Genomic DNA, 14,074 nt, shown 5'->3' with positions numbered 1-14,074 from the left:
TCTAGGCCAAAATGCTCTCATGCCCCGAATCCTTCACAAACAAGCAAGAACTCTGGGTTTTAACCGACATTTCTTTTACAAAATCGAACTTAAGGTCAGCATCCATCCCAAAGATATTGAGATCGGCTGAAGGTGCGCTTTGCACCACGGTATGGAAATTACCAACATGTACTTCGGTTAGCGTTTCAGGCAGTCGGGCCAAGTTGATCAACAAATTCAAAAATTTTTTGGCGTTCGCTTCTTCCTTAGGGTCACTTATGACGGTAATTATCCGAATACGTGCCTTCCAATTCATCTTTAGTTTGTAGGCTACAAGCATGGATAGGTCCAAGTTCCCAATATCCCAGCCCAAATCCCAATTATTTCTTCGGTCACTCACCCAAACGTTGATGGTATTTCGTTGACCCAACAAGGCTTTTGGGTGGGATAAAAACAAGAGCACCCCAATTTCCAACCGAATGGACTCTTTCATCACTGGGCGAAGCTCGGTTTCATAATCATCGTGGTTCTGTAGATTTAAAAAGATGATATTGGGTCTAAAAAATGCCCCTTGCAAGGCCTGACTGCTATAGTTGATGCCCTTCGCAAATTCGTCCGTATGTATCACCGAAGTAGAGGAGAACACTTCCTTCTGACGAAATGATTCGGAAATGGCCTCTAATTCCTCTGCGAGTGTGCTATTTTCATGATAGCCTTCAATGCCCAATAGTTTTATAGAACCTTTGGGCTTGGCAATATTCCGCAAAAACTCAAAAGTTCCCCGTAAGCCATTGATGTCCCTTACCGGCACCATCAAGTTGGCCTTCCAGGCACGCTGTTGCATTTTTTTCATGCCCCAGGTGTGCTTTGCCGCCCATTCGGCAAAGGAAAAGAACAAACCTGAGCGTACATCTTCAAAAGGAGTTTCCAGATTCTGACGTGATAAATACCAGTAGACCATCAAAACAATGGCGATGGATACCAAACTCACAGTAGGATTGATGATGAACATGGCAAATACCGAAGAGACCAATCCAAACCATGGCACCCATCTATGGATTTTAAAAACAGGTCTATAACTGATCAGGCCCAAGTTTTGTTCGATGATGACCACAATATTGATCATGGCATAGGTAATCAAAAAGAATAGGGTCACCAAAGGGGCAACTGCATTGATGTTGCGAAGCAGAAGAGTAATAAAAATAAGAATTCCCGTAACCAACATGGCATTTCGTGGCTGACCGTTGTTGCTTTGTCCAGCCAAGAAATTGGAAAAGGGGAGTACCTTATGTTCTCCCATGGCAAACAAAATTCGTGAGGAACCTACAATGGATGCCAAGGCCGAAGAGAAGGTCGCTCCAAGTATTCCGGCCAAAATCAAAGGACCGATGTATGCCTTTTCGACCATAACATAGTAGTTGTTCAAAAGCTCTTCTTCTGAAGCACTTCTCGAAATCCAAAAAGCCATCAACATGTAAATGACAAAACTTACCCCAATGGCCCATAAAGTTCCGGAAGGAATGCTGTGTTTAGGGTCTTTTAGTTCACCAGACATATTGGCTCCTGCCATAATTCCAGTAGCAGCCGGAAAGAAAACAGCAAAAACCAGCCAAAAATCGCTTCCACTAAACCCATTTTCTATGGATCCCTTAAAAGAACCCCAACTTAGCGCCTCACTAGTGGGTATGGTCATGGAACCTTCGTATGCTGCAATGATGATGGAAATTATGGACAATGCTATAATGCCCATAATAATGAACTGGGTCTTTATCGCGAGGTTGGCGCTGATATACGCAATGGTGATAAGCACTCCGAAAACAATAATATCAACCAAAAAGGCATTATGGTCTGGGAAGATGCCCATCCAACCTTCCCGAAAACCAAAAATATACATGGTGACGGCCAAACCTTGAGAAATATATCGTGGAATACCTAAACTACCGCCCACCTCCAAACCCAAAGCTTGGGATACGATGGCGTAAGCCCCACCGGCACCTATTCGAATGTTGGTAGTTATGGCCGACATGGAAAGTGCAGTACAAAGGGTAATCAAAAATGAAATAATAATAATCAACCAGGTTCCCAAAAGACCTGCGTTGCCGACTACCCAACCTAACCGAAGATACATGATGACCCCTAATATGGTCAACAGGGTGGGAGTGAACACTCCACCAAAGGTTCCAAACTTTTTGAGGCTAGTCGGTTGTTCCTGCATGTATGGTGTGGTCAAATTTGAGTATTAAAATAGTGATTTAAAGTTCATAACATTTGATAAAATGAAAGATTCCTACGCCTTTACTTTTCAAAACAAAATGAGAAATGTTCTGACGGAATTATCATTTACACAGCTTTTCTGCAATACTTGTGGTTGCTTCGCCTAAAATTTAAAACGAAATATTATGTTCAAAAAATACAAAGTCCTCAAGTGGACACTGCTAAGTTTGAGTACCCTGATCATTATTCTTGTAATCTTCGGGTTTTGGTTTATGGGACTTATTCCACCTAGAAGTGAATCCCTTGAATCTACTTCGGTGAATGATTTGCCCTATTTAACCGAAAACGTCATTCCAGTTAGAGGCAAGATTTTGGTTGTGGTCACCAGCACGGACACGATGGGCAATAGCGACAAAAGTACAGGCTATGAACTTTCTGAATTGGCAAGGGCCTACTATGTGTTTCAGGCCAATGGTTATGAGGTGGACATTGCCAGCCCAAAAGGGGGGACTCCGCCCGTGGTGATTGATGATGAAGATATGGGTCCGTTTGATTATGCCTTTTTAAACGATACGGATGCACAAAGGAAAGTAAACCAATCCATCCCTGTAAAAGAAGTAAATAAGGAAACCTATGAGGCCGTATTCTTCGTCGGAGGTAAAGGCGCAATGTTCGATTTCCCCGAAAATGAATCCATACAGAATATTATTAAAACCTTATATCAATCTGATAAGGTTGTTGGGGCGGTATGTCATGGTCCGGCAGCTTTGGTCAATGTAAAATTGGACAATGGTCAATCTATTTTGGCCAACAAGAAGGTCAGTAGTTTTACCAATGATGAAGAGCTGCTGTTGATTCCAGATGCGGCTACAATTTTTCCGTTTCTTCTTCAGGATAAGCTGACCTCACAAGGGGCGCAATTTATTGAGGGGCCCATGTATTTGGACAATATCAGTTATGATGGCAATATTGTGACAGGACAAAACCCGTGGTCTGTCTGGTCGGTTGCTGAAACCATGATTCGGCAACTGGGGCATACCCCAAAGCTTAGAACAATCACGGATGAAGAAAATGCCGTTACCATCTTAAACACCTACCACAGTGAAGGTTCCCGTATGGCAAAAGAACAAATTGAAAAGATGTCCCAAGATACCAATAGGCCCATTAAAAGGGTTCTTATTGCAAAACATGGTATTATTGCCGCGATGCAGGGTAAAATTGGACAGTTTTTTGACCTGATTGGTTTGGTGTCTTTTGCTAAAAAAATGGAAGAACGGATGGCAGAAACTCCTTAAATTAGAAAAAATATTCATTGGGTTTTCTAGACATACTTCTTATTTTGATTAGCGGTGCTGGGCTTTTGCACGGTGTGTTTTTTGCCCTTTACCTGTTCTTTTTTGATCACAAAAAGCGAACAAAACCTAATGTTTTGCTTGGCCTGATATTGATTTTCATGGCCTTTCGTATCGGTAAATCGGTCATGCTTTACTTTGGAAAGGACTTGGAGCCGCAATTTATTTTTGCCGGTTTATCATTTCTCTTGATAATAGGGCCCTTGTTACGCTGGTATGTGCGGGCGATGACTAGGGCCAATTTTAAATTACTATATTCTTACCTGCTTGAAGCACTTCCATTTGCCCTGATATTTGTACTAAGTTTTTTTGTCAATAAAAGTTGGTTTGATGAAAGTAGTAAAGAAAGCATTGCTCTATTTGCCAGCATCATTCTTTTCATTTATTTCCACTTGGCATTCTATATTTTCTGGTCGGGCAGAGCGGTGTACAAGGTGAATAAACGCCTAGACAAGCTTATCCGGACCAAATCCCAATCTGCACTTTTGAGATGGCTGCAAATGCTTTTGGCCGGATTTGTACTCATCTGGATTTCATATGTTTTCAACCTTATAGAGGATACCGTTCCCTATATCGTCGGCCCAATTGTTTATTCTGTAGTGATTTATTTTTTGAGTTATAAGGCTTTTAAACTTAAGGTCACGTACCTGAATGGAGATGTCTTTGATGTGGATGACAAGGCCAATTTATTCCAGCAAATTCATAAGATTGTGATGGAAGAGAAAGTTTACCTGGAATCGGACGTTTCCTTGGCCAGCATTAGTAAAAGGGTGAACAGCAGTACACAAAATACCTCAGGTGCGATTAATCAAAATGCCAAGCAAAATTTCAATGATTACATCAATTATCACCGGATTCAGGATGCAAAAAAATTACTGACGGATACAAATGCCATGAAATATACCATTGCTTCAATCGCATTTGATACAGGATTTAGCAGCTTATCATCCTTTAACCAAGCTTTTAAAAAATTTGAAGGGATGACCCCCTCCCAATTTCGCAATGGCAAAGCCCCTTAGTTGATCAAGGTTAAAACGATTTACGGAAATCATGGAAGTTAAGGATTCAAGAAAATTCTACTCACTTCAATTTACTAAGTAGAACCCCCATTTTGTTTACTCCTTAAGATAGAGTGCCCTCCCAAAAAGCATATAGGAATTATCTTTGAACACGAAGTCCTCAACGCTCATGTGTTCATCATCAACCAAGGAATAAATGGTCTTTCCTTTTTCAGTCTCCTGGTCTCCCCATAAAACGGTCATGCTGTCATTGTTAATCTCCAAAACCAAGGGTAATATCATTCCTCTTGAATCAAACCAAACCCCTTTATTCTGTTCTAAATTATAATAAGCTTTGGCGTTCATTACTCTTTCCACACCCGATTTATCGTTAAACCTGTTTTCAAAATTTAGCACCATAAACTTGGAATTCAGCTCATTTTCCCATTGCATTTTAAATGAGGCCTTTTGATTAAAAAGAGTGCCAGTACCGTTCCAGCCACCTAAGAGGGTTTCTGAAAAAACTCCTTGAGTTTGAGCATGGATGTTCCCCACTAAAATTATTGAACAAAAAAGGAGGGCTAGGTAAAATATTTTTTTCATGAGAAGTAGTTTTATAAAAGACGAATATTTTAGGAGTGTTTGGACATTTTTTTGATAATTTCAGCGCAATTTCTTTCCCTAATTCCAATACATTAACGTGAGTGACGATTTAGTGGTCGATTGCTGTATAAGCCCCGCAGTGACCATTTTGCTTAGCATTGTGCCCTAAAAATACTTATATTGTTAAGAAGTTCATAAAACATTGAATTCACGATTAAAATTGCTTTAAAATGTTCACAAGTGTAATCATTTCGGTAGTTGGAGGCATCATCTTTATCTTATTTGCCATATTATATAGAAAAAATCCAGGCTTAAGTGTAGGTTTGGCCAGTATTGGGATTGTATTGTTGATTTACGGAGGGTTTACTTACGGCTCTATGAATCCCATTCCCATAAATGAGACTTTCGACACAGGTAACAAATTGCAGGTGGAATATCCGGTAACACAAGTGCAGGTCATCTCTCCCGTTGCTGGCGACGCAGTGAACTGCCGAATTCTTAGTATGGGCGTATATCCGGAAAATCACAACAAGGATATTTGGGTACTGCTACGACCCTCAGATGAAAAATTCTATCCACAGTCCGACTGGACCAACACCTCTTATAAGGAAAATGGCAAGTGGCAAGTGGTGACCCGTTTCGGAGGGGACCAAGGAGAGGCCTATGATTTGTTTGTGTATGAAACCGATTCCATAGCCTCAGCTTTTTTTAGTGAAACCATTGCCCAATGGAAGGCAGCTAATGCTTATGAAGGCTTGACAACGGAAGAGTTGCCACCAGGCGCCACGGAAATAGATAAAATTCAGGTGACTTTGGAGAACAATTGTAGAGGAATACATTAGACCCTGTAAGAAGTTATACCCAACAACTTTGGCAGTGGGACATTGAGTTTAGCTGCGTTCGAATTAACCACCTTCATTGACCTTTAAGTAGAGTAGGACAGCTTGTCGTTTCTGACGAGCTATAATTTTAGGAATCCCTATTTTAGCGCTTAAAGAATTTTATTTGGATTCACTGACCCAAATAGTTTTAGGAGCCGCGGTAGGAGAGGCCACCTTAGGAAAGAAAGTAGGGAACAAAGCATTGCTTTACGGTGCCATTGCAGGCACGATTCCTGATTTGGATGTTATCGCTAATTTTTTAACTGACACCATCACGGCCATCGAGCTGCATCGAGGGTTCAGCCATTCCATAGTTTTTGGCGTGTTGTTGGCTCCCATATTGGGATGGTTGGTCAATAAGCTGGAGCGAAAGCACAATTTAGGTTGGAAACCTTGGGCCAAGCTCTTTTTTTTGGGTCTTTTCACACACCCCTTGCTGGATGCTTTCACAACTTGGGGAACACAACTCTTTTGGCCATTTAAAGTGCGCTTGGCCTTTAATTCAATTTTTGTGATTGACCCTTTGTACACCCTTCCATTTTTGTTACTGACCCTAGTGCTTCTTTTTTATAAAAGGGATTCAAAGATGAGAAGACGTCTGAACATAGCTGGATTGGGCATTTCAACTGGATATCTCATATTAACGTTGGTTATCAAGGAAGTAGTGAATCAAAAATTTGAGCAAGCGCTTAACGACCAACAAATAGCGTATAGCAATATCAGCACGCGTCCCGCACCATTGACTACCCTATTGTGGAATGCCAATATTGAAACGGCTGACAGCTATCTCATTGCTGATTATTCTCTTTTTGACACTGCGCCTATTCGTTTTGAAACCTATCCCAAAAATCGAAAGGAATCGACAATAATGATGAAGTTTCCCAATGTACAACGTTTGATGACCATAACAGAAGGATGGTTCATCATAGAACAAAAAATGGACCAATGGTATTTTTATGATTTGCGGTTTGGGCTTGTACCCCGTAAGGATCAGCCCCCGTTTTTTGCCTTCACTTATCTTTTAGAAGAAATAAATGGCCGCATTAGGGCCACAGAAACTCCAAAAACGGAGCGAGATGCAAATTACCTCTTATCCCAAATTTGGGAACGCATAAAGGGGAGGCCCTAGATGGGCTTTCATTTAGTCCCTGTTCTAAAAAGTAAGGTTAAAGTGCGTCATCATCCATAAAATCGATGACGGTCTCACCGTCCAAATCGGAAAGTATACTTTGGTGCACCTCTCCGGTGCCCAAGAATCGATAGCGAAGTCCTGCTATTCTGCCAATAGTTTCATTATAACTGCCGGCGAAAAGGGTTTGATTTGCAAAACTAACGGTTAACTTCTTTTCTTTCACCAGAACCTTAATCTCTTTGGGTTCTGACAGATCAATACCTAGGCCCGAAAGATCTTTTTCCTTTCCATCGAGATAAACGTCGTTCATCATAACCCATAATTCAGAGGCACAACCTGGAATGCCCAATGCAATGACCATAGCACCTTTGGTACCTAACACAATAATGTAGGCCATTTGACACACCGCCCACTTATCCCGATAGGTATTTTTAAGGGTGGAACGAAGCTCAAAATTATCACCTGAAATGGTTTCAAAATCCATGACCCTGTGAAAGGTAGATCTTATAGGCTTCTCACTGGCTTCTATTTCTTCAATCGCTCTTTTGGGAAAAGCAAGGTTGCCTTCATACACCTCTTGGGATTTTAAGTATTTCGGAATAGGGCGATAGTCCAGAGTGCCCAACCAACCTTGGGTTTTAATAAAAAGATCATGTTGTTTGATGGCTTTTCCATCCACCAAAAGTTTTGCCCTAAAATAACCCGGAAAATAGTACTGTCCTGTGGCTTGTTTTTGGCCTGGTTGGAGGTCAATGGTCTTTGTAGGGTCCCAATATTGTTGGATATGGATACTGTCAGATTTGATTTCTCCCAAATCAAGGTCAAAGACCACGGAGTTAGGTAAGCCTTTGGCAATAGGCCTGCTATTGAAGACCACTTTTGAAACATCAATCGGTTCCTCTACTTGGGACGGACCCCTTAAGGAGTAAAAAGAAATAAAAACCAAGGTCATAACCGAAGCACTCATCATAATAACACCCAAATTGGCCCGTATCTTTCTCGTTATACCCGAACTTTTTTTCTCGGGGAGATTTCCCTTAAAATCTCGCCAGTTTTCAAAACCGGCAAATTTTGCTAGGGTATTCAATGTGGTAATACTCGGAGCGCTTTTATAGTCGATTCGCCCCCAGACCCTTTTAAGGGTCACAGGGCTCAAAAGCACTTTGGTCTCTTGCTGAATGCGCTCGCTGAGCTCCACAAACATGTCGTTGTGCCACGAATCGGAAGCGCCCCATCCCAGTTGCGTTTCAATCTGCTCCAAACATTTTTGAACGTATGCCAGTTCGTGATACATTACATGGTGTTAGACCACAAAGATTGCAAAAATTCCAACGCATGAATGGGAATGAATCAACTTGAACGAACTTGTTTTCTTCATTTGCCCGCTTACTTTTTTCTTAGCATCATCAAAAATCAAAAACATGAGCAAGTCAACTATTTTCTTTGCGTTCCTACTTTTTCATTCGATTATTGCCCTGTCACAGGAGATCATTCCCTTGGATACGGTGAATTGGGATATCAATGCCCGATCCTATGTATTGGAATCCTTTAAGGGGAAAGATGCCATTTATCTGCAGGCGGGTTCGATGACACTAAAAGATGCCAATTTTTTAAATGGGACCATTGAATATGATATTTATATGACAGAGACCCGAGGGTTTCCTGGAGTCTATTTTAGATCGAATGGTTCAGATGCCGAGCAGTTTTATATCCGTCCCCATCAATCGGGCAATCCTGATGCCAACCAGGCGGTTGCTGTATTCAAAGGGATTACCCCTTGGCAGTTTTATTTTGGGCCAAAGTATTCGTTTGTTTATGACTATCCGGTAGACCAGTGGATGCATGTTAAAATAGTGGTACATGATGATAAGGCCCAAGTGTATCTAGACCATGCCGAAAAACCCAATTTGTCATGGCAATTGTTTCATGAGGCCAAGGCTGGAGGCTTAACTTTCACTGGCGGTTTGGCGAACGGCATTCATTTGGCCAACTTCAAGGTAAACAAAGATGAATTTGAGCTAAAGGATTTCAATCCCGGCGAACGGGAGCCTATAGAAGGTGCTATAGCGCAATGGGAGGTATCCGATAAGTTTGAAGAAAAACTATTGGACAATCCCAACAACGTACAATCAGTCATCAATGGACGCAAATGGGGCCAAAAAATAGTCTTGGAAGAAGGGGTTGCCGCCAATATTTCAAGAAAAGTGGAACTACGGGATGATACCCCGGGCAATACCGTTTTTGCCAAACTCACCATCACAGCAAATAAAGATGAAACCCGATTGTTTGAGTTCGGATACAGTGATAGAGTAGTGGTCCTATTAAACGGCGAGCCCATCTACAAAGGAAACAATGGGTTTCGGACTAGGGATTACCGTTACTTGGGCACCATCGGACTTTTTGATGCCGTGTATCTAAATCTAAAAAAAGGAAAGAACACACTATTATTGGCTGTTTCTGAAAATTTTGGGGGCTGGTTGGTCACTGGCAGGTTTGCCAATACCCAAGGGTTGAAAATAGAATAGTGGTCTTTCCTTGGAATTCGTTTATTTATTTAAATCCTCCTGAACAATGTTCTGTTTGTTAAACACCTTGGTCCAAAATGGAATTAGGAAGTAGACCATGGCAGGAACCAAAATTAGTGTTAGGATTAAGGTTCTCAAATAAATGGGCAATTCGGACAGCATTTCTCCGAAAACTACCATAATCAAAGTAATAGTTGGGTAGATGGCTACCCAAACTATTACTGCATTTTTTAGCTTTTTCATTGTACTCTTTTTTATTCTTAAACATTTAGTGTTTCCAAGTGCACATTTTTCGATGTCAAATTCTCCATCAGATGTGATTGGGAAGATGTACCTGGAATGGAGATAACATTGGCTGCGTAGTCCAATAACCACTTCAAGGAAAGTTGGTTAACCGAGATTCCCTTTTCATTGGCCGCTTTCAAGGCGTTTATGTCCCACTGGTTTGCTGCAACCGGTGTATGGGCGATAAAGGCAATGTTTTGGTCAGTGGTTTGCTTTACCACGTCCTCATACCGTCGATCACCATAATTGAAGGCATTTTGAACGGCATCGATTTTGGCTACTGATTGCGCTCTGTCGAATTGCTCAACAGTGACATTGGAGATACCAATATGTTTTATTTTCCCTTCCTTTTGAAATTGGGCCAAGGCACCCACCGAATCCTCAATGGGGATGTTAGGGTCAACCCGATGTAAAAAATACAGGTCTATGGTTTCCCGCTGCAATCTTCGCAAACTCCCTTCAATAGCGGTACGCAAATAATATGGGTGGCCATTGGCCAATACGGCCCCCGGCTTATACTTAACCGCGCCACCTTTAGTAGCAACAAGCACGTTGTCTTTGAAAGGTCGCACGGCTTCTTCTACCAAAAGTTCGGAGGTATAAGGTCCGTAAGAGTCGGCTGTGTCGATAAAGTTCACGCCATTTTCTATGGCTGTTCTAATAACTGAAATCGCATTTTCCTTATTGAGGGAGTCTCCCCAAATGCCATTACCAGTTGTGCTTCTCATTGTTCCAAAACCTAGTCGGTTGATTTCGAAATCTCCTAATGTAAAAGTGTCTTTAGTTTTCATTTGTACGATGTTTAAATTTTATGGTACAAATGTCCTTCAAAAGGAAGGTGATTATGTGGTGAAGAACGAAGTGATACTGGTGAAAATCCCAGTTTTTGAATTAATTCTACTTAAAATTTCTGTACTTGGTAGGTGAAATACCAGTTTTTGCTCTAAAGAATTTGGTGAAGTTGGAGGCATCTTGGAACTTTAAAAAGTAGGCAATTTCATTTACGGCCATATCAGTATTGCCCAATAAAGACTTTGCCTCCAAAACAAAACGGTCCGACAGGATTTCTTTGGGCGTGCGTCCTGTGGCTTTCTTTATGACTTCACCCAAATAAGTGGAATTTACATGAATCCGTTCAGCTATCTCCCCTATGGTAATTTGCTTTTCCGCCTTGTCTTGGATAATAGCATAAAGATGATCTTCCACAATGTGTTCGAACATTTTAAAAATGCGGTGTGGTTTCGATGCATTTTGAGTCTCAAACTGTGTGTCGTACAATTCTGTCATATGAATCATTAAAAGTTCCAACAAGGCTTCAGCTTTTTTAAACTTGGTTTTGCTGTCGGAATAAGAGACGTCATATAGGTATTTAAAAATACGTTCCGATTCTTCAAGCGCTTGTTTATTGAGGTTAATGACCACTTCCGATGATATTTTGAAACCCTTAAAGCCGGTAACCAGCTTTTTTAAACTGTTGTTCAAAATGAATTCATCCATAAAAAGTAGCACATAGCCATCCCATTCGGAAAGTCGATTGTAATAGCGCAAATGCGCCGGGGCCATAAAGTAAAGGCTGCTGTCACCGATATGATAGTCCGAAAGTCCGATTTTGTAATCTGCCTCGCCCTGTATCATCAGAATAATGGCGTAGGTGTTGCTTCGAAAAATTTGCGTTTCCTTCAGCCAACTATTCGGGGTATCACTAAATTTATGAATATGAAAGTGTTCACTCAATGGCTTTACCGTTTTCAGGCCATCGAGCAATTCGGAGATACCTTTAAAATATGAAGTGTTACCTTTCAATGCTTAAATATATAAAATGAAACCCTCAGTATATGGAAGAAATACGATTGGCGAATAAAGAAGACGCCTCTTCGATTGCTTTACTGGGAAGAATTACATTCACCGAAACTTTTGGCAACTTGTTCACCGACCGGGAGGGATTAAAAAACTATCTGGACACCACTTTCTCTGTTGATAAGATTGAGCAAAGTCTTCAAAAAGAAAACAATGCGTATTGGATAGCTCTTGTTGACCGTCTTCCGGTAGGCTATGCCAAACTAAAACTCCATTCTCCATCTGATTTTGTTCCCTCGGAGAAGGCAGGTCAACTACAGAAAATTTATGTCCTAAAGGATTTTTTATCCATGAAAATTGGCAAACGCCTGCAAGATGTGTTGCTCAAAAAAGCAAAAGCCAGTGGATGTGAGCTCATTTGGCTATCTGTTTATAAGGGAAATCAAAGAGCCATCCGCTTTTACGAAAAAAATAACTTCAAAACCGTGGGCGAGCACCAATTCAATATCGGAAAAGACACTTTTGAGTTTATGGCGATGGCAAAGCGGTTGGTAAATCACTAAGCTACTTTGGTTTAATAGGTAATTACCCCTAAATATTGCCAACAGCTATCAAAAGGTATGCTTCTTTAGGAGTATTTTTGGCTGGAAATGTCATCTGCGACAGGCACTAATTCTAGCATTCTTACGTTAGATATTATCCAAAAACCTATCCAATGACCTTCCGCCTCAAATCCCTCAGAATACTTGTTGCATACTTAGTTTTTTTCATGCTTTTTTCTTGTGAAAAAGAGGAATCCAACGATCAAGGCAGCGCAACTCAATTACTTCCCATTGAGATTGTTACCAATACGGACACTTCCGGAGTAGGGGATTTAACCATAACCCAGGCAAATGGAATGGTCAACCGACAGAACGCTATTCCCTATAACGAGGTGCAGGAAGTTGAAGTGGACTTAAATTCTGAAGGCACCTACATCTTTGAAGTGGAAGACCCGGCCTTCGGGCAGATCAAAATATATGCCACCCAAGAAGAGTTAAAAAATTACACAATAGATAATCCGCTTACTCTACAGTTTGAGCATTACAAAAATCAAAAAGTGGCAACTTTTAGGGTGCAATCTGAATCAGATGGCCAAAACCGACTGCGATTTATTGATGTAACGGTAATGCAAGGATACCGTTCGCTGTACCATATCGATTGGGGTGATGGAAGTGAAGAGGTGGCCGAAGCCCCTTCCGAAATTCAGGCACCTAGTGATAGAATAGAACACCGCTATGCTGCCGCAGGGGAATATACCATAACACTGAGCACTACGGATGTTACAGAAGTCACCGGACTGCACCTACAAATTACTGGGAATGGCAAGGGTGATAAAATTCAAACCCTTCAGCTGGAAGAACTGCCCAACTTAACTTTCTTGGGAGTGGGCGACAACACCTTGCCCAATATTGATTCCATTTTGGAGCGATTTCCTAAACTGAACCATCTGGCTGTAAGGTTTGGCGAGTTGAACTCCATTGACGTGTCCAAAAACCCATTGCTGGAAATATTGGTGGTAAGTGACGATTTCGATACCGAGATCAAGGGCTTGTCCACCCTGACCAACCTAAAATTTCTGGGAGTGACCGGAACCATTGAGAATCTGAACCTGGCATTGCACCCCGAACTGTACCATGTAACCATTCGAGGTCATAAGATGAGTTCATTAGATGTTTCCCAAAACCAAAAATTGACCACCTTGATTCTGCAGCTCAACGAATTGGAGCAAATAGATTTGAGCGCCAACGTAAACTTGGAGAATTTGTACATCACCAATAATAGCCTTACGCAGCTGGACCTATCGAACAATACCGAAATCAAGTTTTTAAACCTGTATGCCAATTATATTGAAGAGTTGGACATCACCCAACAAACCCAGCTGGAATTCTTGAATTTATCCTCGGTACATTTAAAGCAGCTTGCTGCTCCGCAGAGTTTGGATGATATCAACCATATCGATTTGACCAACTCGCGTTTTCTGAATGAGTCCGAATTACTGGACGCCGTTTTTCTGGGTCAGGACAATAACCCTAAAACCGAAGGTCGAATTATTTTTAATGACCTGGCCGTTATTATAGATAGACAAATTCCACTATTAAATGAACTGGTTGACGTCTATGATTGGAATATTAATATACCAGAATAGCGAAACAGAACGTAAGGCACCTACCACTTTCTCACCGTTGAAAGGGGAAGGGTTCATAATGACCTATATCATTGCTTAAACCTTTGACAGCGAGTAGCTTTGGTGCTTGATAGAAAACCG

The 14,074-nt window shown here is 41.3% G+C and carries 13 protein-coding genes; 7 read left to right on the top strand and 6 right to left on the bottom strand.

From position 1 onward, the window contains the following. Nucleotide 1: 1 nt before the first annotated feature. Nucleotides 2-2,194: an amino acid permease gene (locus EW142_RS03250; RefSeq protein WP_130609589.1), complete on the bottom strand. Its 2,193-nt coding sequence runs from the start codon at nucleotides 2,192-2,194 to the stop codon at nucleotides 2-4. Nucleotides 2,195-2,378: 184 nt separating this feature from the next. Between EW142_RS03250 and EW142_RS03245 the strand changes: the two genes are divergently transcribed. Both EW142_RS03245 and EW142_RS03240 read left to right on the top strand, forming a co-directional pair. Beyond that, nucleotides 2,379-3,488, top strand: a complete 1,110-nt coding sequence (locus EW142_RS03245; protein ID WP_130609586.1) for a type 1 glutamine amidotransferase domain-containing protein — start codon at nucleotides 2,379-2,381, stop codon at nucleotides 3,486-3,488. Nucleotides 3,489-3,646: 158 nt separating this feature from the next. Then, nucleotides 3,647-4,564 carry a helix-turn-helix domain-containing protein gene (locus EW142_RS03240; protein ID WP_130609583.1) on the top strand — a complete coding sequence of 306 codons (918 nt, stop codon included), beginning with the start codon at nucleotides 3,647-3,649 and terminating at the stop codon, nucleotides 4,562-4,564. Nucleotides 4,565-4,660: 96 nt separating this feature from the next. Here EW142_RS03240 and EW142_RS03235 read toward each other — a convergent pair whose 3' ends face one another. After that, the gene (locus EW142_RS03235; protein WP_130609580.1) at nucleotides 4,661-5,146 is read right to left on the bottom strand and encodes a hypothetical protein; all 486 of its coding nucleotides are present in this window, start codon (nucleotides 5,144-5,146) and stop codon (nucleotides 4,661-4,663) included. A gap of 230 nt (nucleotides 5,147-5,376) precedes the next feature. Between EW142_RS03235 and EW142_RS03230 the strand changes: the two genes are divergently transcribed. Continuing rightward, the gene (locus tag EW142_RS03230) at nucleotides 5,377-5,988 is read left to right on the top strand and encodes a hypothetical protein (RefSeq protein WP_130609577.1); all 612 of its coding nucleotides are present in this window, start codon (nucleotides 5,377-5,379) and stop codon (nucleotides 5,986-5,988) included. 163 nt (nucleotides 5,989-6,151) lie between these two features. Beyond that, complete coding sequence (locus tag EW142_RS03225; protein ID WP_130609574.1) at nucleotides 6,152-7,156, top strand: metal-dependent hydrolase; 1,005 nt, start codon at nucleotides 6,152-6,154, stop codon at nucleotides 7,154-7,156. Nucleotides 7,157-7,193: 37 nt separating this feature from the next. Here the strand turns inward: EW142_RS03225 and EW142_RS03220 are convergent, their stop codons facing one another. After that, the gene (locus tag EW142_RS03220; protein ID WP_130609571.1) at nucleotides 7,194-8,453 is read right to left on the bottom strand and encodes a hypothetical protein; all 1,260 of its coding nucleotides are present in this window, start codon (nucleotides 8,451-8,453) and stop codon (nucleotides 7,194-7,196) included. Nucleotides 8,454-8,580: 127 nt separating this feature from the next. Here EW142_RS03220 and EW142_RS03215 point away from each other — a divergent pair, with 127 nt between their 5' ends. Then, nucleotides 8,581-9,684 (top strand): hypothetical protein, encoded by a 1,104-nt coding sequence (locus EW142_RS03215; protein WP_130609568.1) that lies wholly within the window; start codon nucleotides 8,581-8,583, stop codon nucleotides 9,682-9,684. Nucleotides 9,685-9,705: 21 nt separating this feature from the next. On the opposite strand, the gene EW142_RS03210 is transcribed toward EW142_RS03215, so the two are convergent. From EW142_RS03210 to EW142_RS03200, 3 genes are all read right to left on the bottom strand, one after another. Further along, nucleotides 9,706-9,927, bottom strand: a complete 222-nt coding sequence (locus tag EW142_RS03210; RefSeq protein ID WP_130609565.1) for a putative antibiotic biosynthesis monooxygenase — start codon at nucleotides 9,925-9,927, stop codon at nucleotides 9,706-9,708. A 17-nt stretch (nucleotides 9,928-9,944) separates the two neighbouring features. After that, nucleotides 9,945-10,760, bottom strand: coding sequence for an aldo/keto reductase (locus EW142_RS03205; RefSeq protein ID WP_130609562.1), 816 nt, complete (start codon nucleotides 10,758-10,760; stop codon nucleotides 9,945-9,947). A 106-nt stretch (nucleotides 10,761-10,866) separates the two neighbouring features. Further along, nucleotides 10,867-11,772, bottom strand: a complete 906-nt coding sequence (locus EW142_RS03200) for a helix-turn-helix transcriptional regulator (protein WP_130609559.1) — start codon at nucleotides 11,770-11,772, stop codon at nucleotides 10,867-10,869. A 32-nt stretch (nucleotides 11,773-11,804) separates the two neighbouring features. On the opposite strand from EW142_RS03200, the gene EW142_RS03195 reads away from it, so the two are divergent. Continuing rightward, complete coding sequence (locus tag EW142_RS03195; RefSeq protein ID WP_130609556.1) at nucleotides 11,805-12,329, top strand: GNAT family N-acetyltransferase; 525 nt, start codon at nucleotides 11,805-11,807, stop codon at nucleotides 12,327-12,329. Between the two features lie 152 nt (nucleotides 12,330-12,481). Further along, nucleotides 12,482-13,954: a hypothetical protein gene (locus EW142_RS03190; RefSeq protein WP_205783215.1), complete on the top strand. Its 1,473-nt coding sequence runs from the start codon at nucleotides 12,482-12,484 to the stop codon at nucleotides 13,952-13,954. Nucleotides 13,955-14,074: the final 120 nt, after the last annotated feature.

Origin of the sequence: Flagellimonas allohymeniacidonis (assembly GCF_004296335.1) — a bacterium.
In the GTDB taxonomy this organism is placed as follows: Bacteria; Bacteroidota; Bacteroidia; order Flavobacteriales; family Flavobacteriaceae; genus Flagellimonas; species Flagellimonas allohymeniacidonis.
Note: the sequence above shows the minus strand (reverse complement) of the source record. Positions and strands in the feature narration are given on the sequence as shown.